Source organism: Modestobacter sp. L9-4 (assembly GCF_019112525.1).
Lineage (GTDB): Bacteria > Actinomycetota > Actinomycetes > Mycobacteriales > Geodermatophilaceae > Modestobacter.
In genome coordinates, this window is the sequence record NZ_CP077800.1 from 2,715,340 (window position 1) to 2,737,116 (window position 21,777).

The following is a 21,777-nucleotide window of genomic DNA, read 5'->3' on the forward strand; positions in this document are numbered from 1 at the left end:
GAGGCGGCGCTGCCTCGAGGGACAACCTATGGCCCCGGTCACCCTCCCGTCAGGCCGGATCGCACGGCGGTGGACGGCAGACTGGGCCGGTGACCACCGACGGGGCCCAGGCGAGCGTCGTGGCCCGCCTCCCGGGTGCTGCTGCGCTGGGCCTGCTCGCGCCGCCCGGCGCGGTCGCCGTCCCGGGCTCCCGGCTGGCCGACCCGGCCTGGACGGCAGAGGTGCTCACCGCCCGGGCCCGCCGGCAGCGCACGCGCGACCGCCGGGTGCTGGCGACGCTGTGGTGGTACTCGGCCTCCAGCGTGCTGCTGACCCCGGTGCTCGCCGGGCTGGTCACCGGCGTGCGGCTCTCCGCGCGGCTGGCCGACACGTCCGTGCACCTGCTGGCCGGGCACACCCCGATCGCCGCGACCGCCACCGCCGGCTCCGGCGACGACCTCGCCGGGGAGCTGCGCGAGTCGCTGGCCGCGGTCGTGACGGCGGTCGCCGAGGCGGGCGGGATGCGCGAGCGGCCGCTGTGGGCGATCGCCACCGACTCGCTGGCCAACCGGCTGCTGGCGCTGGGCCAGGTGGTCGGTGACGTCGGTGCGGTCACCGCACTGGCCCGGCCGCTGGCCGCCGCGGTCGGGCCGCAGCTGCCGACGCCCCGCTACGTCGACGTGACCGCGCCGTCCGGGGGCACCGCCCGGTTCACCCGGCGGGCGTCGTGCTGCCTCCTGGACCGGGTCCCGCACGAGGTGCGCTGCACCTCCTGCCCGCACCGGACGCCGTTCGAGCGCCAGGTCCTGCTGGAGGACGTCGCCGCACGCTGACGGGGCCCCGGCCGCTGCGGCGACCGGGGCCCCTCGGGTGGGTCAGCGGCGCGGCTGGGCGCAGACCCCGTCGTCGACGGCGTTCTCCCAGTCGACGTACTGGTGCAGGTCCTCCGGGTCGGCGTTCGCCGGCTCACCGGTCACGGTCAGCGTGGCGCCGCGGCCGTCCTCGGTGAACGTGTTGCGGGTGTGCACGCCGGGCAGGTCGCCGCCGTGGCCCCAGCCCTCGACCCCGCAGGGCAGCTCGTGGCTGGCCAGCCCCAGCCCGTACTGCATGTCGATGCCGCGCAGCGAGAGGTCCGGTGCCGGCACGGTGGTCTTCATCTGAGCCAGCTGGGCCGGGGGCAGCAGCTCCCCGCCCAGCAGCGCGGTGAAGAACTCCGCCAGGTCGTGCGGCGTGGAGATCAGCTGGCCGGCCGCCCCGCCGATGGAGGGGTCGATCTCGGTGACGTCGGTCAGCGGTCCGCCGGCCTCGGCCTGGGTGTACGTGTGCGGGTGGCGGCCGCGGATCGTCAGGTCGCCGTCCGCCGGCCAGTAGGTCTGCCGCAGTCCCAGCGGCTCGATGATCCGGTGGGTGATCTGGTCGGCGACGGACCGGCCGGTGACCTCCTCGACGATCATGCCGGCGAGCACGTAGTTGGTGTTGGCGTAGGAGAAGACGCCCTGCGGGGTCGCCGGCTGGCTCAGCCCGGCCGCCACCAGCTCCTCCGGCGTGAAGTGGCCGGTCAGCCCGGTCTCGGCCCACCCCGGGTAGACGACGTCGTCGTAGTCGGGCAGCCCGCTGGTGTGCTGCAGCAGCTGCCGCACGGTGATCTGCCGGCCGTCGCCGCCCGGCCCGCGGACCAGCCCGGGCAGGTACCGCTCGACCGTCTCGTCCAGGCCGATCCTCCCCTCGGCCACGAGCTGGAGCACCACGGTCGCGGTGAAGGTCTTGGTGTTGCTGGCGATCCGCACGCTGCCGTTGACCGGCGCGGGCCGGCCGGTGGTCACGTCGGAGACCCCGGCGGCCAGGTCGCGGATGCGTCCGCGCCCGTCGACCACCGAGCCGAGCACGGCCGGGAAGCCGCCCTCGCTCACCAGCGCGTCGATGTCCTTCTGGACGGACGCGATGCCGGCGTGGGGGTGGGCGTGTCCCGGTGCCGCGGAGGCGGTCGCCGGGGCGAGCAGGCCGCTGCTGACCACGGCGGCCAGGGCGGCACCGGTGGCCAGCAAGGAGCGGCCGCGTCGGGGCCGGTGGCCTGCCTGGGAGCGGGGGCTGGAGGGGAGTGCACGAGTACCGGTCACGGGGTGGAGCTCCTCGTCGACGGTGGTGGTGTGCGGACTGCTCCAGCCTCTGTCCCGGCGCCGGCCCGGACGATCCCGTCAGCCCGACACCCGGGGTGGTGCAGGCGCTACCGCGGGCTGGGCCGGAGTGCTCACCGCGCGCTCGCATGCGGACGTCGTCCCGACTCGTCGGCTGGCCGCCCGCGCCCGCTGCCGTCCAGGAACACCCTCCGGACTGGACAAATGGGAGCTGATCGTCCAGCTGATGACCGCGGAGGGTCACGGCGCGCCTGGCGTGCGACCCGAGGGGGATGCGGACTGGTCAGTCCGCAGGGAGCCTCTGCCCGTCCCGAGCCCAGTTCCGGGCTCGACCACTGGAGGTCCCGTCTTGTCCCTGCTCTCCCTGCCCCGCGCCGGCTCGCGCAGCCGCCGCCTCGTCGTGTGCGGTGCCGCTGCAGCGATCGTCCTGCTGCCCGCGACCGCCCAGGCCGAGACCACCGCGCCGGCGCCGGCTGCGGAGTCCAGCACCGCTGCGGTGACGAGTGCCCCGGCGACCCCGTCGATCACCGAGAGCGAGACGACCTCCCTGTCGTCAACCGCGGACACCACCGCAACGCCGACGCCGACGCCGACCGCGACCGCGACCGCGACGCCGACCGCGACCGCGACGGCGACGGCGACCGCGATGTCGGGCAGCCCGACCGCCACGTCGACCTCGTCCTCCAGTGCGATGCTTCCCGAGACGACGCCGGTCACGCCCGCCGAGACCACGGAGGACCAGGGCGAGCTCGCGGGTGATCCGGAGCTGCCGACCTTCCCGGAGATCGACCCGGCCGCGCTCACCGGGCTGTTCGTCCCGACCTGTGACGACGGCACGCTGACCACCCTCACCCTCCAGCTGGACAAGTTGTCGGGTCTGCTGCAGCAGCTCAAGGACAGCGGTTACCCGATCCCGGACGAGGCGTTCTCGGAGCTGCCCAGCGGCACGATCGACATCCCGGTCGACGACGCCACCCTCGGTGAGCTCGCCACCGAGCTGAACGCCGCCAGCGCCGAGTTCGCCGAGCTCGGACTCGACGACGCCGACCTCCAGGCCGCCCTCGCCGAGCTCCCCGCCGGCATCCGGGGCGACGTCGAGCAGCTCCTCGGTGAGCTGCAGACCGGCACCGTCCAGACGGGCACGCTCCGCACCCTGCTGATGGAGGTCTTCCCCTGCCCGGTCGAGGCGCCCGTCGCGCCCGTGGCCGGCGAGGACGTCGACTACCTGGGTTACGCCCCCACCGGCGGCACCGGCTCCGACGGCGGCTCCCCGCTGGCCCTGCTGGGTGGCGGCGCCGCGCTGCTCGCCGGCGGCGGCCTGTTCGCCGCCTCCGCGCTCCGCTCCCGCGCGGCCCGCGCCTGACGGTGCGTGCTCCGCGGCTCGGGAGCCGGGCGGTCCGGCTGCTGGCCGTCCTGCTCGTGGTGGTGGGCGCCGCCGTCCTGCTGACCCAGCTGGTCGGCCGTCCCGGCCAGGCGGCCGGGCCGGTGCAGGCCGGCGCGGCCGCCCCCAGCAGCAGCCCGGCGGCCTCGCCGTCCGCACCGGCTCCCTCGTCGTCGTCCGCCCCGGCGGCCCCGACGTCCGCGGCTCCGACGTCCGCCGTCCCGTCCTCCCCGGAGGCCGGGACGGCGGACGGCGCGATCGTGCCGGCCCGGCTGGCGGTGCCGGCGATCGGCGTCGACGCGACCGTGGAGAGCCGCGGCACGGTCGGGTACACCAACCCGTTCACCGGCGCGAAGGTGTCCGGCTACGGCGTCCCGACGAACCTGCGCAACACCTCGTGGTGGTCCGACGGGCCGGCGCCGGGGTCAGGTCACATGGCGATCGTGCTGGGCCACAGCGGCCCGGGGGTGTTCGACCGGCTGACCGAGCTGCACGCCGGCGACGACGTCAGCCTCCGCAGCTCCGACGGCACCCTGCTCGAGCTCACCGTCCTGGGCGAGCCGGTCACCGGCCTGGACAAGGCGACGTCCGCGCTGGCGGACACGCTGAACTCCCACCCCGCCGACGCGGCGGTCGCGCTGGTCACCTGCGGTGGCGAGTTCGACGAGTCCGCCGATGCCAGCGAGGACAACACGGTGGTCTTCGCCCGCCTCGCGGGCTGAACCGCTCCGGCGGGCAGGCACCCTGCCCGCCGGAGCGCTGTCGGTCAGGCGCCGAGGGAGACCACGTCGCCGACCACCCACACCGCCGGCGGCCGCACGGCCTCGTCGGTGAGGGTCGCGGCCAGTCCGGTGAGCGTCGTGCGCAGCGTCCGCTGGGCCGGGGTGGCGCCGTCGGTGACCACGGCGACCGGGGTGTCGGCGGCCCGCCCGTGCTCGACCAGGGCGGCGGCGATGGCCGGGGCGGTGTCGACGCCCATCAGCACCACGATCGTCCCGCGCAGCCGGCCCAGTGCCGCCCAGTCGACCAGCGACGCCGGGTGGTCCGGCGGCACGTGCCCGGAGACGACGACGAACTCGTGGGTCATCCCGCGGTGGGTGACCGGGATGCCGGCCAGCTCGGGGACGCCGATCGCGCTGGTGACGCCGGGGACGACCTCGACCGGGACGCCCGCGGCGACGCACGCCTCGACCTCCTCGTAGCCGCGGCCGAACACGAACGAGTCGCCGCCCTTGAGCCGCACCACGCGCTTGCCGGCCAGGGCGCGGGAGACCAGCAGCTCGTTGATCTGCTCCTGGGCCATCGAGCGTCCGCGCGGCAGCTTCGAGGCGTCGATGACCTCGACCTCGGCGGGCAGCGAGGCCAGCAGCGCCTGCGGGGCCAGGTGGTCGGCGACGACGACGTCGGCGTTGGCCACCGCCTGCCGGCCGCGCACGGTGACCAGCCCGGGGTCGCCGGGCCCGCCGCCGACGAGGACGACGCTGCCGGGCGCCACCGAGGCCGTGCGGGAGGTGCGGTCGGCGATCGAGCCGTCGGTCAGCCCGGTGAGCACCGCGTCGCGGACGCCGACGGCGCGCTGCGGGTCGCCGCCACCGTGCACGCCGACGACGAGGTCGCCCTGCCGGCCCACCGCGGGGGTCCACGCGCTGGACAGTCCCCGGTCGTCGGCGCGGGCGCAGAAGACCCGGTCGCGTTCGGCCTCGGCGGCGACGGCGGCGTTGACCGCGGGGTCGTCGGTGGCCGCGACGGCGTACCAGGCGCCGGCCAGGTCACCGTCGGCGTAGCCACGGGCGTGCCAGGTGACCGACCCGGGGGCGACGAGCGCCTCCAGGGCCGGGGTGACGTCCGGGCTGACGACGGTGACCAGCGCGCGGGCCTCGAGCAGGCCGGCCACGCGGCGGTGGGCGACCTGGCCGCCACCGACGACGACGACCCGCCGTCCGGCCAGGCGGAGGCCGACCGGGTAGACGGCGCCGGGGTCTGCGGGAGCGGTCATCAGCTCGTCTCGTCGTCGGTCGGGTCGGGGCTGGGAGGAGCGGAGAGCGGATCGCGACGCTGCGGACCGGGCACCAGGATCGCAGCCAGCACGGCGGCGAACGCACGGGAGGTGTCCGGGTCGCGGACGGCGACCCGCAGGTGGTCGGCCGGCAGCCCCGGGAACGTGTCGCCGCGGCGGACCGCCCAGCCGCGTTCCCGCAGCTGCGCGCGCACCCGGACGGCGTCGGGCACCCGCAGCAGCACGAACGACGACCGCGGTGTTCCCACCACCTCGACACCGGGCGGCAGGGTGGCCAGCAGCGCCGCCCGGTCGGCCTCCAGCTGCACCGCTGCGGCCTCGGCCTCGGCCCGGGCGGCCGGGGTGGTGCAGGCGACCAGGGCGGCCAGCGCGGGCGTGGACACCGGCCAGTGCGGCTGCTGGGCGGCCAGCGCGGCGACCAGGTCGGCAGGGCCCAGCGCGTAGCCGACCCGCAGCCCGGCCAGGCCCCAGGTCTTGGTCAGGCTGCGCACCACGAGCAGGCCGGGGAGGTCGGTGCGGGCGGCCAGCGACGCGGGCTCGCCGGGCACCGTGTCGGCGAACGCCTCGTCGACCACCAGCACCCGCCCGGGCCGGGCCAGCGCGGCCACGGCCTCGGCCGGGTGCAGCACCGAGGTGGGGTTGGTCGGGTTGCCCAGCACGACCAGGTCGGCGTCGGCGGGGACGTCGCCGAGCCGGTAGGACGGCGGGGCGAGCAGCACCCGCTCGACGGCGTGGCCGGCGGCGCGCAGCGCGGCCTCGGGCTCGGTGAAGGAGGGGTGGACCACGACCGCCCGGCGGGGAGTGAGCGCCCGGGCCAGCAGGGTGAAGGTCTCGGCGGCGCCGGCGGTCAGCAGCACCTCGGCCTCGGGCCGGCCGTGCGCGGCGGCGACCGCGGCGCGGGCCGCCCGGGGGTCGGGGTAGCCGGCGCTGGCGTCGACGGCGTCGTGCAGCACGGTGCGCAGCCAGGCCGGCGGGGTGTGCGCGCGCACGTTGACGGCCAGGTCGACGAGCCCGGGGGTGGCCTCGGCGTCGCCGTGGTGCCGGAGGTCGATGTCGCCGTGCCGGAGGTCGATGTCGCCGTGCCGGGGGTCGATGGCGTGGTGAGCCGGCTCCGGCCGGTCGGCGACGTTGGTGACGTCGGCGACGGCGACGGTCACCCGGCCGTGCACCGTCTTGGTGACCAGCAGCCGACCACCGCCGAGCAGGGCGGCCGCCTCGGCGACGGAGGTGGTGCCGACCGCGGCCGCGACCCGGTCCGAGGGCGTGGGCACCGGGACGGCGGCCAGCGTCGCCGCGGGGTGCCCGGTGAGCGGCCAGCCCCGGCTCGCCGCGGCCTCGCGCAGGCCGGGCTCGGCCGCCCGGGTGTCGAGGGTGGCCAGCCGGACCGGTCCGGCGGTGGTGGGCAGCACGGCGTCGACGGCGGCGAGCACCTCCGCGGCGGTCACCCCGGCGCGCGCCCCGACGCCCACGACGATCAGGTCCGCACCCCGGGCCGGTCGGGCAGCGCGGCGACCAGGGTGTCCGCGTCGCGGGGGAGCGGGCCGTCGGGGAGCAGCCCGAGGTCCTGCAGCCGGGCGCCGACGGTGAGCGCCCAGGGCCGGTCGAGCCGGGCCCGGGCCAGCAGTGCGTCGTCGCCGAGGACGACGTCCGGAGCGCCCTGCACGACCCCGCCGTCGACGACCACGGCGACCTCGTCGGCCCAGCGGAGCGCCAGGTCGACGTCGTGGGTGCTCATCACCACCGTCGAGTCGGCCTGCTGGAGCCGGGCGAGCGCAGCCAGCGCCTCACCCACCGCAGTCGGGTCGAGCCCGGCGGTCGGCTCGTCGAGCAGCAGCACGCAGGGCCGCATGGCGACCGCGCCGGCGATGGCGACCCGCTTCCGCTCGCCGTAGGACAGCTGGTGGGTGGGGCGTCCGGCCAGGTGGGTGACGGCGAGCAGGTCGAGGGCCTCGGCGACCCGGGCGCGCACCTCGTCCTCGATCAGGCCGAGGTTCACCGGGCCGAAGGAGACGTCCTGGGCCACGGAGGCGCTGAACAGCTGGTCGTCGGGGTCCTGCAGCACCAGCTGCACCTCCTGCCGGTGCGCGCGCAGCCCGGCGCGGGTGTGCCGCAGCTCGGCGCCGTCCAGCGTCACCCGGCCGCGGGCGGGCTCCAGTGCACCGGACAGGCAGCGCAGCAGCGTGGTCTTGCCCGAGCCGTTGGCGCCCAGCAGCGCCAGCCGGCGTCCGGCGGGGACGGTCAGCGAGGCGCCGTCCAGCACCTGGGAACCGCGCCCGTAGCCGGCCACCAGCGACTCCGCGCGCAGGGTCAGGTGGCTCACCGCGCATCCTCGCTGGCGCTCGTCAGCGGTGATCGCCACGGCGCTGTGCTCATGGGTGAGCTCGCGAGCTCGCTCACGCGAGCACGCTCACCGCGGTGAGGGCGGCCAGCCCCGCGACCGTGCCGGCCACGAACCGGTGCGAGGACGGCAGCGACTCGGGCAGCACGCGCAGCCCCGCCTCCATGCCGCGCCCGGCGAGGCCGTCCTGCAGCCGGCGGGCCCGGTCCCAGGAGCGGGTGAGGACGGCGGCGGCGAGCATCCCCGAGGACCGGTAGGAGCTGGCGATGCTGGCGTGCCCCATCCGGGCGGTCTGCGCCTCGCGGATGGTCGACAGGCTGGTGAGCAGCACGAACAGCATCCGGTAGGTGACCGAGGCGACCTCGATCACCGCGGCCGGCACGCGCAGCCGGGCGAGCGCGGGCAGCAGGTCCGACATGGGCGTGGTGGTGGCCAGCAGCAGCACGGCGGCGCTGCCGGCGACGGCGTGCCCGACCAGCCCGCCGGCCTGCGCGGCGGCGTCCGGGGCCCAGCCGAGGCCCCTCCCCACCTCGACCACCGAGGTGAGCGCGCCGAGCAGGATGAACGCCAGCGGGGCGCGGACCGCGCGGCCGAACGTGCGCACCGGCACGCGGGCCGGCCCGAGTGCCAGCACGACCGCGGTCAGCGCGACCAGCACGCTGCCCGGCCAGGCGGGGAGCAGCAGCGCGCAGAGCACGAGCCCGACGCTGAGCAGCAGCTTGTCGGCGGGGGAGCGGAGCCGCCAGGCGCTGGCCCAGGCGGCGTCGTCGACGGCCAGCCCGGTCACGGTCGGGGCGCCTCCGTCCCGCTCTGCGCCGGTGGCGCCGCGGGGGTGGTCCGCCGGCTGCGCAGCCGGCCCAGCGCGTACCCGAGCACGCCGCCGCCCAGGGCGGCCTGCAGCGCGAACAGCCCGGACTCGACCTCGCTGGAGCCGGGGCTGAACACCGAGGAGAACCAGGGCGTGTAGCCCGGGTCGGACTCCTCGATCAGCTCGGTGGCCTGGCTGTCGGTGCCGGCGAAGTCCGAGCTGCCGGCGTGCAGCACCAGCGGGACGACGAACAGGACGACGATGCCCAGCACGAGCAGCGCGGTGACCAGGTGCCGGCGGGTCACCGCAGCTCACCGGCCCCGGTCGACGCCGGCTCGCCCGTCTCCGGGCGGAGGACGCCGAGGCGCTCCAGCTCGGGGCGGGCGTTGACGGTGAGCACCCGGAACAGCAGCACCCCGAGCAGCCCCTCGGCCAGCGCCAGCGGGATCTGCGTGACGGCGAAGACCCCGAGGAACTTGGCCGCGGCACCGAGGAAGCCGCTGGTCGCGTCCGGGTGCGCCCAGGCCAGCTGCAGCGCGGTGGTGACGTAGGTCGACAGGTCCGACAGCGCCATCGCCGCGAACACCGCCGGCAGCAGGCCGCCGCCCAGGCGCGTCACGAGCCGGTAGGCGCCGTAGCCGACCCACGGCCCGACGATCGCCATCGAGAACGCGTTCGCACCGAGCGTGGTCAGCCCGCCGTGGGCCAACAGCAGCGCCTGGAACAGCAGCACGATGGTGCCGAGCAGGGCCATCACCGGCGGCCGGAACAGCACCGCGCCCAGCCCGGTGCCGGTGGGGTGGCTCGAGCTGCCGGTGACCGAGGGCAGCTTGATCGCGCTCAGCACGAAGGTGAAGGCACCGGCCGCGCCCAGCAGCAGTGTGGCCTCAGGGTGCTCGCGCACCTCCTTGACCACGCAGCGGGCGCCGTGGACGACGAACGGGGCGGCCGCGACGGTCCAGCCGATGGCGTGCGCGGGCGGGAGGAACCCCTCAGCGATGTGCATGGTCGGACCTCTCGGGGACCCGCGCTGCCGCGGCGACGAAGCGGGAGGCCATGCCCGGCGACCCCGCCCAGTTGAGGTGCAGATAGGAGGCGTGCACGTTGCCGGTGACGAACCCCTCCGGCCCGTCGGCGTTCCACTGCCAGGCCGGGGTGGCGCCCGCGGCGGGGCCGGCGGTGGTGCGGTGGAACTCGTGCCCGCGCACCCGGGTGCCGGCCGGGGCCAGCACGCTGTCGGTGAGCGCGACCGCCGACCGGTAGCCCAGCGTCAGCTTCGGGTGCATGGCCGTGGTGGTGGGCAGGACGCCGCACATCGGCTCGCCGTCCAGCTCCTGGGACAGGTAGAGCAGCCCGGCGCACTCGGCGGCGATCGGGCCACCGGCGGCGGCGAGCGCGGCGATCGCCGTCCGCAGGCCGACGTTGGCGGCCAGCGCGCTGGCGTGCACCTCCGGGAAGCCGCCGCCGACGACGAGTGCACGGGTGCCCTCGGGCAGGGCGTCGTCCCGGAGCGGGTCGACGGTGACCACGTCGGCGCCGGCCGCGGCGAGCAGCTCGGCGGTCTCGGCGTAGCCGAAGGTGAAGGCCGGCCCACCGGCCACGGCGACGACCGGGCGGCCCTCGACGCGGGTCACCTCGGCGGCCGGGTCCCAGGGGTCGCCGGCCAGGTCGGAGGCGGTGCGGGCCAGCCGCAGGACGGCGTCCAGGTCGATGCTCGACTCGACGACTGCGCCCAGGGCCCGCACGGTGTTGATGGCCTCCGCCGACCGCTCGGCCGCCGGCACCAGCCCGAGGTGGCGCGACGGCGTCTGCAGCTCCGCGATCCGACGGACGGCGCCCAGCACCGGCACCCCGGCCGCGCCGAGCGCCTCGCGCAGGATCGCCTCGTGCCGGTCGCTGCCGACCCGGTTGAGGACGACGCCACCGATCCGCACGGTCGGGTCGAAGGTGGCGAACCCGTGCACCAGGGCGGCGACGCTGCGGGCCTGCGAGGCGGCGTCGACGACCAGCACCACGGGGGCCTGCAGGTGGGTGGCCAGCTGGGCGGTGGAGCCGTAGCCGGGCTCGACGCTGGCGTGCGCGGCGCCGTCGAACAGCCCCATCACGCCCTCGACCACCGCGACGTCGGCGCCGCGGGAGCCGTGCAGGAACAGCGGGGTGACCCGGTCGTCGCCGACCAGCCACTTGTCCAGGTTGCGGCCCGGGCGACCGGCGGCGAGGCCGTGGTAGCCGGGGTCGATGTAGTCCGGACCCACCTTGTGCGGACTGACCCGCAGCCCGCGGTTGGTGAGCGCGGCGATCAGCCCGGTCGTGATCGACGTCTTCCCGGCGTTCGACGACGGCGCCGCGACCACGATCCGCGGGATGTTCATCGGGTCGCCGTCCGGTCGAGTGGGGAGTTGCTGCTGCCGACACGGGAGGACGCGCCGACACGGACGACCGCGACCGCGCACTCGGCTGCGTGGGCGGTCACCACTCGATCCCCCGCTGGCCCTTCTGGCCGGCGTCCATCGGGTGCTTGACCTTGGTCATCTCCACGACCAGGTCGGCGGCCTCGACGAGCCGGGGGTGGGCGTCGCGCCCGGTGATGACGACGTGCTGGTTGCCCGGCCGGTTCGTCAGCGTCTCCACCACGTCCTCGACGTCGACCCAGCCCCACTTCATCGGGTAGGTGAACTCGTCGAGCACGTAGAAGCGGTGCGCCTCGGCGGCCAGGTCGCGCTTGATCTGCGCCCAGCCCTCGGCGGCGTCGGCGGCGTGGTCGGTCTCGTCGCCGGCCTTGCGCGACCACGACCAGCCCGCGCCCATCTTGTGCCAGACGACCGGGCCGCCCTCGCCGGTCTCGGTGTGCACCCGGCCCAGGACGGCGAGCACGTTCTCCTCGCCGACCTTCCACTTGGCGCTCTTGACGAACTGGTAGACCGCCACCGACCAGCCCTGGTTCCACGCGCGCATGGCCATGCCGAACGCCGCGGTGGACTTGCCCTTCATCTCCCCGGTGTGCACCGCCAGCAACGGCCGGTTGCGGCGCTGCCGGGTGGTCAGTCCGTCGACCGGGACCGCGGTCACCTGTCCCTGGGGCACTGGTCCTCCTCGCTGGCGCTCGTCGGGACACTGCCTGGCGCTGGGCTCATCGGTGAGCTCGCACGCTCGCTCACTAGGCCGCCTCTCGCGCGGTGGCGACGAGCTGCTCGGCGCCCAGCTGCTCCACCCGCATCGTCTGCGCGCCGAGCACCGCGCCCAGCGTCGCGGCCAGGCCCAGCCGCACCGGCCCGGACTCGCAGTCGACGACGACGCTGGCCACCCCGGTCGAGGCGAGCAGCGCGGCTGCGCGGCGGGACTCGCCGAGGGAGTCGGTGCCGCGGGCGCCGGTGGCCCGGCCGTCGGTGACGAGGACGACGAGCGGCCGGCGCTGGGGGTCGCGCACCCGCTCCAGCCGCAGCGTCTCGTGCGCCCGCAGCAGCCCGGCGGCCAGCGGCGTGCGCCCGCCGGTGGGCAGGCTGGTCAGCCGGGCGGCCGCCGCCTCCACCGACCAGGTCGGGGGCAGGGTCAGCTCGGCCGCACCGCCGCGGAAGGTGATCAGCCCGACCTTGTCCCGGCGCTGGTAGGCGTCCATCAGCAGCGACAGGACGGCGCCCTTCACCGCGGCCATCCGCGACCGGGCGCCCATCGAGCCGCTGGCGTCGACGACGAACAGCACGAGGTTGCCCTCGCGGCCCTCGAGCGTGGCCTGGCGCAGGTCGGCGCGCTCGACCAGCAGGCCGGTGCCGCTGCGGCCGCGGGCCCGCTGGTGGGGTGCTGCGGCCAGCACGGTGTCGACCAGGTGCAGCTTCGTGACCGCGTGCTCGGGACGCCGTGAGCCGACCACCCGCCCGCGCTCGCTGCGCGCCTTGGACCGCCGGCCCGAGGCGCCCGCGCCGATGCCGGGGACCTCGAGCCGCTGCACGCGGAAGGGTGCGTCCGGGGCGACGGCCGCCTGCTCCGGCGCGGGGGCCGCGTCGGTGTGCCCGCCGCCCTCACCCCGCGGCGCCGTCGTCGGCCCCCGGTCGCCGTCCGAGCTGCCGGCCGGGCCGCCGTCCGGCTGCCCGCCGGCCGGGCCGCCGTCCCCGCCCTGAGGGCCCTCGGAGGGGCCGCCGGCGGGAGGCGTGTCCTCGCCGTCCGGGCCGTCGCCGTCGGGGCCGCCGTCGGTGGGGTCGGTGCCCTCGGGGGGCGTCGGGTCGTCGTCCGGCGGGGGGTCCTCGGGGCGGGAGTCGGCGAGCGCCTGCTCCAGCGTCTCCTCCTCCAGGCCGGGGGCGTCGAAGGGATTGCGCCGGCGGCGGTGCGGCAGGGCGAGGCGGGCGGCGACGCGGACGTCGTCCTCGGTGACCTCGGTGCGCCCGGCCCAGGCGGCGTGGGCGATGGCGGCGCGGGCGGTGACGATGTCGGCGCGCAGGCCGTCGACGTCGAAGGCGGCGCAGACGCTCGTGACCTGGCGCAGCGCGGCGTCGCTGAGCACGACCTGGGGGAGCAGCGCGCGGGCCGCGGCGATCTGGGCGGCCAGCTCGGTCTCCGACTCCGCCCAGGCGGCGGCGAAGCCGGCGGGGTCGGCGTCGTACCCGAACCGGCGGCGGACGACCTCGGCGCGCAGCTGCGGGTCGCGCGGGGCGGCGACCTCGACGGTGAGCCCGAACCGGTCGAGCAGCTGCGGGCGCAGCTCGCCCTCCTCGGGGTTCATGGTGCCCACCAGCAGGAACCGGGCGGCGTGCCGCACCGAGACGCCCTCGCGCTCGACGTAGGCCCGGCCCAGGGCGGCGGCGTCGAGCAGCAGGTCGACCAGGTGGTCGTGCAGCAGGTTGACCTCGTCGACGTAGAGCACGCCGCGGTTGGCGCCGGCCAGCAGCCCGGGCTCGAAGCTCTTCACGCCCTCGGTGAGCGCACGCTCCAGGTCCAGCGAGCCGACGAGGCGGTCCTCCGAGGCGCCGACCGGCAGCTCGACGAGGCGGGCGGCCCGGGTCTGCGCCGGGGAGTCGGACGGGTGCGGGCCGTCGGGGCACTCGGGGTCGGGGGCGGCGGGGTCGCAGGCGAAGCGGCAGCCGGCGACGACGTCCACCGGCGGGAGGACAGCGGCCAGTGCGCGCACCGTCGTGGACTTCGCCGTCCCCTTCTCACCGCGCACCAGCACGCCGCCGACGGCGGGGGAGACGGCGTTGAGCAGGAGGGCCAGGCGCAGGTCGTCCATGCCGACGACGGCACCGAAGGGGTAGGTCAAGGGAGCACAGGTCCTCTCCCCGGGTGTCCACGCCCGGAGGTGGCAGGAGGCGACGGCGGGAGTTCCTGACTCACCGGCTCGGGAGCCGGCTCACAGTGGCGGGACCGCGCCGGAGTCGCACCGGGCTTCCTCCACTGCCGTCGCAGTTCGCGTCCATCAGACCACGGCGACACGGCACAGGACAGGGGCGGGATGTCTTGACGGATTGGAAAGTGATGCGCCACTCTTTCCGACATGGAAAGCAACCAGGTCGATCGGGACACCGCGGTCGCCCAGCTCGCGTCCCTGCAGGCCGACCGTGCGGCACTGGCCGACCGCGCCATGCAGCCGTGGTGGTACGACGCCCTGCTCGGCGGGTGCGTCTTCCTGCTCCTGGGTGCCCAGGCCTTCGACCACCCGGTGGCCACGGTCGCCGGGGTCCTGCTCGGGGCGGGCGGGCTGGGCTGGCTGGTGTCGACCTACCGGCGGCTCACCGGCACCTCGGTGAGCGGGTTCCGCCGGGGCCCGACCCGGAAGGCGATCGCCGTGTGGCTCGTCCTGTACGTGCTCGTCGTCGTCCCGGCGTTCGTGCTGCACCTCGGGTACGACCAGCACTGGGCGATGGCCGTCGCCGGTGCCGTGCTCGGCCTCTCGATCGCGCTGATCAGCCGCTGGTGGTCCCGCATCTACGTCGCCGAGCTGCGTGGGGAGCTGTGACCGCCGTCCAGCCGCGGTTCGACCCGGTCGTCCACGCCGCACCGCGGCTGCAGATCTGCGGGCTGCTCGCCGCGGTCGACACCATGGAGTTCGCCGCCGTCCGGGACACCGTGGGCGTGAGCGACTCGGTGCTCTCCAAGCACGTCAAGCAGCTGGAGGAGGCCGGGTACGTCAAGGTCGGCAAGGCCACCATCGCCTCGCGGCAGCGCACCTCGCTGTCGCTGACCAGGGCCGGCCGGGCCGCCTTCGCCGCCCACGTCGCCGAGCTCCGCCGGATCACCGAGGGGCTGTAGCCGGGCGGGCGCGCCCCGCAGGCCCGGGACGGGTCCGGGTGCGGCGCTCCGGCAGAGTGGGCGCCGATGGACGACGGACGGCGCCGGTGGCTGCTCGACTGGGCGCTCGTGCTGGCGGTGGGCACCGCGGTCGCGGTGGTGTTCGACCTGCTGTCGGTGCCCTCGGCAGCGCTGTTCGGCGGGCTGGTCGCGGGGCTGGGCCGGGCGCTGCTCGGCCGCAGCCGGCTGGCCCTCCCGAAGCCGGCGGGCACCGCCGCCCAGGCGGTCATCGGGGTCTCGATCGGCGCGCTGATCGAGACCGACACGCTCCGCACCATCGGCGAGCACTGGCTGTCGGTGCTGCTGGTCACCATCGCCACGCTGGGGGTCAGCCTGGTCGCCGGGCAGCTGATGCGCCTGCAGCGCGGGATCAGCCCGGTGACCGGGGCGTTCTCGATGATCGCCGGCGGCGCCTCGGGCATCACCGCCATGGCCCGCGACCTCGGCGCCGACGAGCAGGTGGTCGCCGTCCTGCAGTACCTGCGGGTGCTGCTCATCGTCGTGGCGATGCCGATCGTGGCGACCACGGTCTACGGCGCGTCGGCCGGCAGCGGGCCGGGGCCGGTTGAGGACGACCCGGGCTGGCCCGCCGGGCTGCTGTTCACCGTGGTCTGCGTGGCCGTCGGGCTGGCCCTGGGCCGGGTCAGCCGGCTGCCGGTGGGCGCACTGCTGGGCCCGATGGCGGTCGCCGCCGTCCTGGACCTCACCGGGCTCTCGCAGGGCGCGACGCTGCCCGGGCCGCTGGAGGCCGCCGGGTTCCTCGCCATCGGGCTGCAGGTGGGCCTCGGCTTCACCCGGGCGAGCCTGCGGCTGGTCGGCCGGGCGCTGCCGCTGGCCCTGCTGCTGATCGTCGGCGCGGTCGTCGCGTGCGCCGGGCTGGGCGCGGTGCTGGCCCGCACGGCGGGGGTGAGCCCCCTCGACGGCTACCTGGCCACCACCCCCGGCGGGCTCTACGCGGTGCTGGCCACGGCCCGGGGCAGCGGTGCCGACGCGACCTTCGTGCTCGCCGTCCAGGTGCTCCGGCTGTTCGTCATGCTCTTCTCCGCCCCGCTCCTCGCCCGGCTGCTGCGTCCCCGGAACGCCTGAGCGGCACTCCCGGACGGGGGAGCGCGCGCCTACCCTGGTCCGGGTGCGCGACCAGCCGATCGAGGAGGTACCGGGTCCCGTGGACGCCGTGAACACCGCGGACGCGACCGACGCCGTGCTGCTCTTCGTGGGCGGGCCGCTGGACGGGCGCGTCGAGATCCGTGCCGCCCGGCACGGTGACCCGCTGCCGACCGTCACCCACGTGCATCTGCACGACGGTCCCAAGGTCGTGCACCGCTACGACCTGCAGCCGCTCACCGACACCGCCGGGGTCTACCACCTGCGCAGCCGCGGCCGGCGCGACGACGCACCCGAGGCCTGAAGAAGGACCCCGCTGCCCCCCACCACTCGCGAGCTCGCGGTGGGACCCTGCAGCGGGGCCGTCAGGAGCGGAAGCGCCGCACCTCGGCGGCCACCTCGTCGAAGCGGGCGCGGCTGAGCGCCGCACCCTCGCGCCGGACGTCGCCCGGCTCGATCCGCAGCACCCGGTCGACCCGCACCTCGCTGGGGCGGCCCTGCCTGTCCCAGGGGCCGGTGCCGACGTCCACCCAGTGCCGGCCGTGCCGCGCCTCGTCGGCGGCGTCCCGGTCGTGGTCCTGGCTGCTGAGCATGAGCCCGAGCAGCGCGCCGCCGTCGCGGCCGATGACCAGCACCGGGCGGTCCTTGCCGCGGCCGTCGTTCTCCTCGAACGGGACCCACGCCCAGACGATCTCGCCGGGGTCGGGGGAGCCGTCGTCGAGCGGTGCGTACTCCATGGCCACGGGCCCGGCGTGGTCGGTGACCGGCCCGGGACGGGCGGCGATCGGGCCGGCCGGGGGCAGCGGGGCGCGGGTCGGCGCCGGCTCCGGGCGCGCCTCGCTCCCGCGGCTCAGTGCGCGCACGCCCTCACGGACGACGATGCCGGCCAGTCGTCCCAGCTGTGTTCTCCAGTTGCTGCCCGCCACGCCGTCACGGTAGGCCACCGGGGTCCGGCGGCGTGCCGCCACCGACACGCCGCCGCCGTCCGCCGCGGTCTCGCGCGCCGTCGACCGGCGGAACCACACGCGTGTGATCCTCGCCGTGGACGGTCCCGGCAGGAGACGGACTCGTCACACCCGCGGTTGAGCGCGGTGGTGGCGGGCCACTCTCGTACCGGCGACCCCCACCACGGCGGCGCTTCGGGGAAGAGGGTCGAACGATGACCGCAGTGCAGCCAGTGGTCCCGGTACCCGTACCGGTGACCACCCTGGCTCAGCCGACGGTCCGCGCGAGCGCGCTGGCGGCGTTCCAGCTCGTCGAGGACGCCCGGCACCGGACCCCGGACCGACGGCGCCGCGACGAGCGACGGCGGATGCTCGCCCAGCGCGCGGTCGCCGAGCGCAAGGCCGAGCGGGAGCACCGCTCCGACCCCACCGGCACCTCCGCCTCCTGACGGAGACGAAGGACCCCCTCGCCCCCCTCGGCCTCGATCAGGGGCTCGCCGCGAGCCTGCGGGTGGTGAGGGGATCGAGGTCCTCCGTCAGAGCTCCTGGGCGAGGTCGGCGCGGATGGTCGCGTCGTCGGGCAGCTCGGCCTCCAGCGCGCAGTGGTCACGGAGCACCTGCCCGAACGGGGTGAACGTCGCGCGGTCGACCTGGGCCTCGGGGTCCCAGAGACCCGCGCGCATCACGGCCTTGGCGCAGTGGAAGTAGGCGCTGGTCACGTGCACGACCAGCACCGAGCGCGGCGGCTTCCCGAACTCGGTCAGGTCGACGTCCAGGCTCCCGGGCTCGACCAGCGTCGTCGTCCCGAAGACCTTCAGCGTCTCCTCGAAGCCCGGGATGAAGAACTGCAGCGCCACCCGCGGGTTCTCCACCACGTTGCGCAGGCTGTCGAGCCGGTTGTTGCCGGTGCGGTCGGGCACCGCCAGCCGGTGCTCGTCCAGCACGTGCACGAAGCCGCGCCCGCCGCCGCGCGGGGAGATCTCCGGCCAGCCCTCGGCGCTCGCGGTCGACAGCATCGCGAACGGGGACAGGGCGATGAACCCGGCGCAGTGGGCGTCGATGCGGTCGATCACCTTGTCCTGAACCAGCTGCGAGGGCGAGCGGTAGGAGGCGAGCACCATCGAGTCGTCCACCCCGCGACGGTAGCGTGCCGGAGCGTGCGCGACGTCTGGAGTGCCCCGGTCCGTTTCGCCGAGTGCGACCAGGGCGGTGTGGTCTTCAACGGCCACTACCTGACCTGGGCGCACGAGACGGTCGAGGCGTGGTGGACCGCCCTCGGTCTGCCCTTCGCCCAGACCGGCCTGGACCAGCGGATCAAGGCCGCCACGCTGGAGTGGAGCTCCGCGGCCCGCTGGGGCGACACGGTCACCGTCGACGCCGACCTGGAGCGGATGGGCAGCACCAGCTTCACCGTCGCCCTCACCGTGCGGGTGGGCGAGCGGGTCTGCTGCGTGGTGCGGTCGACGTACGTGGCGGTCGCCGACGGCGTCCCGATCCCCTGGCCGGAGCGGGTGCGGGCACTGCTGCAGGGCTGACATCTGCGTTCTCGTGGTCTCCCGGCCCGGGAGGCCACGAGAACGCAGATCTCGCGGTCAGTGCGGGCCGATCACCGGCAGGCCGGCCGGCGGGCCCTCCTCGATCAGCCGCCACAGCGCGTCGGTGTCGGCGTGGTCGGCGACGAGGTCGCCCAGCGCGTCCAGCCGCGCCTCCCGGACCGCGGCGAAGTCGGTGTCGGGTGCGGCCGTGAACGCCCGCCCGGCGATGCCGGCGACCTCGGCGAGGAACGCCCGGCGGAACCCGTCGTTCTCCAGCGCCCCGTGCCACGTCGTCCCGAAGACCGACCCGGCCCGGGCGCCGTCCAGGAACGGCTCGGCCGCGTCGTCGACGGTGACCACGCCGTGGTGGATCTCGTAGCCGCGCACCGGGTGGCCCAGCGCCGTCCCGAGCGGGCGGCCGAGCGTCTTCTCGCGGGCGAAGCGGACGTCGGTGGGCAGCAGCCCCAGGCCCGCGACGGCGCCGGCCCGGGACTCGACGTCGTCGGTGATCGTGCGGGCCAGCATCTGGTGCCCGCCGCAGATGCCCAGCACCGCGCGGCCCGCGGCGGCCCGGCGGGCGACGGCGTCGGCCAGGCCGGTCTCGCGCAGCCAGGCCAGGTCCGCGACGGTGGACCGGGTGCCGGGCAGCACCACCAGGTCGGCGTCGGCGAGCTCCTCGGGGCGGGTGGCGTAGCGCAGCAGCACACCGGGCTCGGCGGCCAGCGCGTCGAGGTCGGTGAAGTTCGACAGCCGGGGCAGCCGGGCCACCGACACCCGCAGCACGTCGGCGCCGACCGGGGGTCCGGCCGGTTCGGCGACGCCGACACCGAGGGAGTCCTCGACGTCCAGGTGCAGGCCGGTCTGCCAGGGCAGCACGCCCAGCGTCGGCCGGCCGGTCAGGTCGCGCAGCTGGTCCAGGCCGGGGGCCAGCAGCCGGACGTCGCCGCGGAACTTGTTGACCAGGAACCCGGCCACCAGGGCCTGGTCGGCCGGCGGCATCAGCGCGACGGTGCCGTAGAGGGCGGCGAACACCCCGCCGCGGTCGATGTCGCCGACCACGACCACGGGCAGGCGCGCGGCGGTGGCCAGGCCCATGTTGGCGATGTCGTCGGCGCGCAGGTTGATCTCGGTGGGGGAGCCGGCGCCCTCGCAGACGACGACGTCGAACCGGGAGCGCAGGTCGGCCAGGCAGGCCAGCGCCTGCTCCAGCAGGGCGGCCTTCATCGGCCGGTAGCTCAGCGCTGTCACGTCGGCGACGGCCTTCCCGAGGACGACGACCTGGCTGGCGTTGTCACCGCCGGGCTTGAGCAGCACCGGGTTCATCGCGGCCTCGGGCTCGACCCGGGCGGCCGCGGCCTGCATCACCTGGGCGCGGCCGATCTCGGCGCCGTCGGCGGTGACCATCGAGTTGTTGCTCATGTTCTGCGCCTTGAACGGTGCCACCCGCACGCCCTGGCGGACCAGCCACCGGCAGATGCCGGCCGTGACGACGGACTTGCCGGCGTCGGAGGTGGTGCCGGCGACGAGCAGCGCGCCGCTCATGCGATCAGCCCTCGGCCGATCGTCACGCTGCGTCGGGCGTCGCGCCCCAGCCGGCCTTCTCCTGCCCGGACAGTGCGGCGATGGACTCCATCACCCGGTCGGTGACCTCGCGCCGGGCCCGGTTGCTGCCGGCCTGGCCGCGGTGCTCGGGGAAGGTGAGCGGCTCGCCGAAGACGACCGACACCTTGTGCGGGCGCGGGTACCGGGCACCGACCGGCTGGATCTTGTCGGTGCCGATGACGGCGACCGGCACGACCGGGCAGTCGGCGGTCAGGGCGAGCCAGGCGACGCCGGTCTTCCCGCGGGCGAGCCGTCCGTCGCGGGAGCGGGTGCCCTCGGGGTAGATGCCGAACGCGCCGCCGGCCCGCAGCACCCCCATCGCGGTGTCCAGCGCGGCCTGGGCGGCGCGGTGGTCCTGGCGCTCGACCGGCAGCGCGCCGAGGGCGGTGAACAGCGTGCGGGAGACCCAGCCGCTGAAGCCCGCACCCCGCCAGTACTCGGCCTTGGCCAGGTAGGCGACCTTGCGCGGCGCCACCAGCGGGATGCCGATGCTGTCGATGAAGGACAGGTGGTTGCTGGCCAGGATCACCGGCCCGGTGAGCGGCACGTTCTCGCGGCCGATGACCGCCGGCCGGAACACCACGTAGACCAGCGGCCGCAGCACGAACCGCACCAGCAGGTAGAACACCGCGCCGTCGTCCCCCGTCCCGTGCCGCCCCCGCTCCGGTGCGGGGTCCGGTCGATCCTGCCCGACGCGCGCCGCACCGGGCGCGGCGGGGGACCGGCCTCAGGCCGGGTGGGCCGGTGGCGACGCGTCGTGCAGGATCTCGCGGACGTCGTCGGGCAGCGGGCTGCGCCCGCTGGCCGAGTCGATGATCAGCACGGCGACGTCGCGCACCTTGCGGTGGGTGTGGCTGGACATGTGCGCCAGGAGGTCGAAGGCGACCTGGTCGCCGCAGCTCATCAGCACCATCAGGATGCCCTTGGCCTGCTCGATGGCGGCCCGGCTGGCCATCGCGCTGCGCAGCTGCTCCACCTCGGTCCGCAGCTGCTCGAGGTCCTCGTCCTGGGTCGGGGCGGGCCGCCCGTCGGTGAGATCGACGGCGAGCCCGGACAGCGCCAGGACGGCGCCGGAGGCGTCGAGGTCCGGCTCGCAGACCAGCAGCAGCGAGCGGACGGCGCCGTCGGCCCGTCGGACCCGGTGCTCACGGGCGAAGGGCGTGCCGGTGCTGCCGGCGGCCAGCAGCGCCTCGCGCAGTGCGGCGCGGCCGTCCTCGGGGACGTGGGAGAGCAGCAGCTGCAGGCTCGGCCGCGCCGACCCGACCGGGACGCCGAGGAGGTCGAACAGCTCGGGCGACCACCACCACTGCTCGGTGGTGAGGTCGAGGCGGAAACGGCCGGCCACCCGGTTCGGGGTGCCCGGTGCGGGCGTGGCCCGGTGCACCCGTCCGGAAGTGGGGGAGGGCGTGGCCGCGCCGGCGGGACGCGGGAGTGCGGAGGTGGAGGACATCGAGGTGTGACCGATCTCTGCTGACGCCCCGGCTTCTCAGGGGGGCCGCCGAGCCGTGCGCTCGACTGCGACGGCCCATCGGCCCCTCGGGGTCGACCGCTCCAGTGATCGCCAAGTTACCGCCGGACGTCGGTGCGTGCACGTGCTCTCGGGAGGGGCGACCCGGCCCCGCACGGACAGGACGGTCGGCGTCTGCCCGGTGACCGAC

General features: G+C 76.0%; 25 protein-coding genes and 1 riboswitch. Of the genes, 9 read left to right on the forward strand and 16 right to left on the reverse strand.

Annotation, left to right across the window (positions count from 1 at the left end; genetic code table 11):
• The first annotated feature begins 89 nt into the window (after positions 1 to 89).
• Positions 90 to 812, forward strand: a complete 723-nt coding sequence (locus tag KUM42_RS12755) for a (2Fe-2S)-binding protein (protein WP_237492814.1) — start codon at positions 90 to 92, stop codon at positions 810 to 812.
• A 42-nt stretch (positions 813 to 854) separates the two neighbouring features.
• Here the strand turns inward: KUM42_RS12755 and KUM42_RS12760 are convergent, their stop codons facing one another.
• Together KUM42_RS12760 and KUM42_RS12765 are read right to left on the reverse strand one after the other, a co-directional pair.
• On the reverse strand, positions 855 to 2,096 hold the full coding sequence (locus KUM42_RS12760) for a serine hydrolase (RefSeq protein WP_237492816.1): 1,242 nt from the start codon (positions 2,094 to 2,096) through the stop codon (positions 855 to 857).
• A gap of 258 nt (positions 2,097 to 2,354) precedes the next feature.
• Positions 2,355 to 2,831, reverse strand: a complete 477-nt coding sequence (locus KUM42_RS12765) for a hypothetical protein (RefSeq protein WP_237492818.1) — start codon at positions 2,829 to 2,831, stop codon at positions 2,355 to 2,357.
• Here KUM42_RS12765 and KUM42_RS12770 point away from each other — a divergent pair.
• Positions 2,806 to 3,477: a hypothetical protein gene (locus KUM42_RS12770; protein WP_237492820.1), complete on the forward strand. Its 672-nt coding sequence runs from the start codon at positions 2,806 to 2,808 to the stop codon at positions 3,475 to 3,477. The genes KUM42_RS12765 and KUM42_RS12770 overlap by 26 nt on opposite strands.
• A 2-nt stretch (positions 3,478 to 3,479) precedes the next feature.
• The gene (locus KUM42_RS12775; protein ID WP_237492823.1) at positions 3,480 to 4,217 is read left to right on the forward strand and encodes a class F sortase; all 738 of its coding nucleotides are present in this window, start codon (positions 3,480 to 3,482) and stop codon (positions 4,215 to 4,217) included.
• Positions 4,218 to 4,261: 44 nt separating this feature from the next.
• Here the strand turns inward: KUM42_RS12775 and cobA are convergent, their stop codons facing one another.
• The 9 genes from cobA to KUM42_RS12820 form a co-directional block, all read right to left on the reverse strand.
• Positions 4,262 to 5,491 (reverse strand): uroporphyrinogen-III C-methyltransferase, encoded by a 1,230-nt coding sequence (cobA, locus tag KUM42_RS12780; protein WP_237492824.1) that lies wholly within the window; start codon positions 5,489 to 5,491, stop codon positions 4,262 to 4,264.
• Positions 5,491 to 6,981, reverse strand: a complete 1,491-nt coding sequence (gene cobC, locus KUM42_RS12785; protein WP_237492826.1) for an Rv2231c family pyridoxal phosphate-dependent protein CobC — start codon at positions 6,979 to 6,981, stop codon at positions 5,491 to 5,493. The genes cobA and cobC overlap by 1 nt, the downstream gene beginning before the upstream one ends.
• Positions 6,982 to 6,986: 5 nt before the next feature.
• Positions 6,987 to 7,832 (reverse strand): energy-coupling factor ABC transporter ATP-binding protein, encoded by an 846-nt coding sequence (locus KUM42_RS12790; RefSeq protein WP_237492828.1) that lies wholly within the window; start codon positions 7,830 to 7,832, stop codon positions 6,987 to 6,989.
• Positions 7,833 to 7,905: 73 nt separating this feature from the next.
• Positions 7,906 to 8,637, reverse strand: a complete 732-nt coding sequence (gene cbiQ, locus KUM42_RS12795; protein ID WP_237492830.1) for a cobalt ECF transporter T component CbiQ — start codon at positions 8,635 to 8,637, stop codon at positions 7,906 to 7,908.
• Complete coding sequence (locus tag KUM42_RS12800) at positions 8,634 to 8,963, reverse strand: energy-coupling factor ABC transporter substrate-binding protein (protein ID WP_237492832.1); 330 nt, start codon at positions 8,961 to 8,963, stop codon at positions 8,634 to 8,636. The genes cbiQ and KUM42_RS12800 overlap by 4 nt, the downstream gene beginning before the upstream one ends.
• Positions 8,960 to 9,664, reverse strand: coding sequence for an energy-coupling factor ABC transporter permease (locus tag KUM42_RS12805; RefSeq protein WP_237492834.1), 705 nt, complete (start codon positions 9,662 to 9,664; stop codon positions 8,960 to 8,962). Before KUM42_RS12805 ends, KUM42_RS12800 begins: the two co-directional genes overlap by 4 nt.
• Positions 9,651 to 11,030, reverse strand: a complete 1,380-nt coding sequence (locus KUM42_RS12810) for a cobyrinate a,c-diamide synthase (RefSeq protein WP_237492836.1) — start codon at positions 11,028 to 11,030, stop codon at positions 9,651 to 9,653. Before KUM42_RS12810 ends, KUM42_RS12805 begins: the two co-directional genes overlap by 14 nt.
• A 97-nt stretch (positions 11,031 to 11,127) precedes the next feature.
• A complete protein-coding gene (cobO, locus tag KUM42_RS12815) occupies positions 11,128 to 11,742 on the reverse strand; it encodes a cob(I)yrinic acid a,c-diamide adenosyltransferase (protein WP_237492837.1) in 615 nt (204 codons plus the stop codon).
• A 73-nt stretch (positions 11,743 to 11,815) separates the two neighbouring features.
• A complete protein-coding gene (locus KUM42_RS12820; protein ID WP_237492840.1) occupies positions 11,816 to 13,906 on the reverse strand; it encodes a putative cobaltochelatase in 2,091 nt (696 codons plus the stop codon).
• Between the two features lie 59 nt (positions 13,907 to 13,965).
• Positions 13,966 to 14,038: riboswitch (cobalamin riboswitch) on the reverse strand.
• Between the two features lie 102 nt (positions 14,039 to 14,140).
• On the opposite strand from KUM42_RS12820, the gene KUM42_RS12825 reads away from it, so the two are divergent.
• The 4 genes from KUM42_RS12825 (at position 14,141) to KUM42_RS12840 (ending at position 16,342) form a co-directional block, all read left to right on the forward strand.
• A complete protein-coding gene (locus tag KUM42_RS12825) occupies positions 14,141 to 14,602 on the forward strand; it encodes a hypothetical protein (protein ID WP_237492842.1) in 462 nt (153 codons plus the stop codon).
• Positions 14,599 to 14,895, forward strand: a complete 297-nt coding sequence (locus KUM42_RS12830; RefSeq protein WP_237492843.1) for a transcriptional regulator — start codon at positions 14,599 to 14,601, stop codon at positions 14,893 to 14,895. Before KUM42_RS12825 ends, KUM42_RS12830 begins: the two co-directional genes overlap by 4 nt.
• Before the next feature lie 66 nt (positions 14,896 to 14,961).
• Positions 14,962 to 16,020 (forward strand): AbrB family transcriptional regulator, encoded by a 1,059-nt coding sequence (locus KUM42_RS12835; RefSeq protein ID WP_237492844.1) that lies wholly within the window; start codon positions 14,962 to 14,964, stop codon positions 16,018 to 16,020.
• Between the two features lie 43 nt (positions 16,021 to 16,063).
• On the forward strand, positions 16,064 to 16,342 hold the full coding sequence (locus KUM42_RS12840) for a hypothetical protein (protein ID WP_237492846.1): 279 nt from the start codon (positions 16,064 to 16,066) through the stop codon (positions 16,340 to 16,342).
• 61 nt (positions 16,343 to 16,403) lie between these two features.
• On the opposite strand, the gene KUM42_RS12845 is transcribed toward KUM42_RS12840, so the two are convergent.
• The gene (locus tag KUM42_RS12845; RefSeq protein ID WP_237492847.1) at positions 16,404 to 16,964 is read right to left on the reverse strand and encodes a type II toxin-antitoxin system PemK/MazF family toxin; all 561 of its coding nucleotides are present in this window, start codon (positions 16,962 to 16,964) and stop codon (positions 16,404 to 16,406) included.
• Between the two features lie 233 nt (positions 16,965 to 17,197).
• Here KUM42_RS12845 and KUM42_RS12850 point away from each other — a divergent pair, with 233 nt between their 5' ends.
• On the forward strand, positions 17,198 to 17,431 hold the full coding sequence (locus KUM42_RS12850) for a hypothetical protein (protein WP_237492849.1): 234 nt from the start codon (positions 17,198 to 17,200) through the stop codon (positions 17,429 to 17,431).
• An 87-nt stretch (positions 17,432 to 17,518) separates the two neighbouring features.
• On the opposite strand, the gene KUM42_RS12855 is transcribed toward KUM42_RS12850, so the two are convergent.
• The gene (locus tag KUM42_RS12855) at positions 17,519 to 18,115 is read right to left on the reverse strand and encodes an MSMEG_1061 family FMN-dependent PPOX-type flavoprotein (protein WP_237492850.1); all 597 of its coding nucleotides are present in this window, start codon (positions 18,113 to 18,115) and stop codon (positions 17,519 to 17,521) included.
• Positions 18,116 to 18,139: 24 nt separating this feature from the next.
• Between KUM42_RS12855 and KUM42_RS12860 the strand changes: the two genes are divergently transcribed.
• A complete protein-coding gene (locus KUM42_RS12860) occupies positions 18,140 to 18,517 on the forward strand; it encodes a thioesterase family protein (protein WP_237492851.1) in 378 nt (125 codons plus the stop codon).
• 57 nt (positions 18,518 to 18,574) lie between these two features.
• Here KUM42_RS12860 and KUM42_RS12865 read toward each other — a convergent pair whose 3' ends face one another.
• The 3 genes from KUM42_RS12865 to KUM42_RS12875 form a co-directional block, all read right to left on the reverse strand.
• On the reverse strand, positions 18,575 to 20,059 hold the full coding sequence (locus tag KUM42_RS12865) for a cobyric acid synthase (protein WP_237492853.1): 1,485 nt from the start codon (positions 20,057 to 20,059) through the stop codon (positions 18,575 to 18,577).
• Between the two features lie 22 nt (positions 20,060 to 20,081).
• Entirely contained in the window at positions 20,082 to 20,747 is a 666-nt protein-coding gene (locus KUM42_RS12870) for a 1-acyl-sn-glycerol-3-phosphate acyltransferase (protein ID WP_237492855.1), read from the reverse strand.
• Between the two features lie 99 nt (positions 20,748 to 20,846).
• Complete coding sequence (locus KUM42_RS12875) at positions 20,847 to 21,464, reverse strand: ANTAR domain-containing protein (RefSeq protein WP_237492857.1); 618 nt, start codon at positions 21,462 to 21,464, stop codon at positions 20,847 to 20,849.
• Between the last annotated feature and the right edge of the window lie 313 nt (positions 21,465 to 21,777).

Excerpts from the sequence above, each read along its gene's own strand:
- KUM42_RS12770 (WP_237492820.1), top strand. The coding sequence starts at position 2,806 with ATGCTTCCCGAGACGACGCCGGTCACGCCCGCCGAGACCACGGAGGAC.
- cobA (WP_237492824.1), bottom strand. The coding sequence starts at position 5,491 with ATGACCGCTCCCGCAGACCCCGGCGCCGTCTACCCGGTCGGCCTCCGC.
- KUM42_RS12805 (WP_237492834.1), bottom strand. The coding sequence starts at position 9,664 with ATGCACATCGCTGAGGGGTTCCTCCCGCCCGCGCACGCCATCGGCTGG.
- KUM42_RS12810 (WP_237492836.1), bottom strand. The coding sequence starts at position 11,030 with ATGAACATCCCGCGGATCGTGGTCGCGGCGCCGTCGTCGAACGCCGGG.
- KUM42_RS12825 (WP_237492842.1), top strand. The coding sequence starts at position 14,141 with ATGGAAAGCAACCAGGTCGATCGGGACACCGCGGTCGCCCAGCTCGCG.
- KUM42_RS12835 (WP_237492844.1), top strand. The coding sequence starts at position 14,962 with ATGGACGACGGACGGCGCCGGTGGCTGCTCGACTGGGCGCTCGTGCTG.
- KUM42_RS12850 (WP_237492849.1), top strand. The coding sequence starts at position 17,198 with ATGACCGCAGTGCAGCCAGTGGTCCCGGTACCCGTACCGGTGACCACC.
- KUM42_RS12865 (WP_237492853.1), bottom strand. The coding sequence starts at position 20,059 with ATGAGCGGCGCGCTGCTCGTCGCCGGCACCACCTCCGACGCCGGCAAG.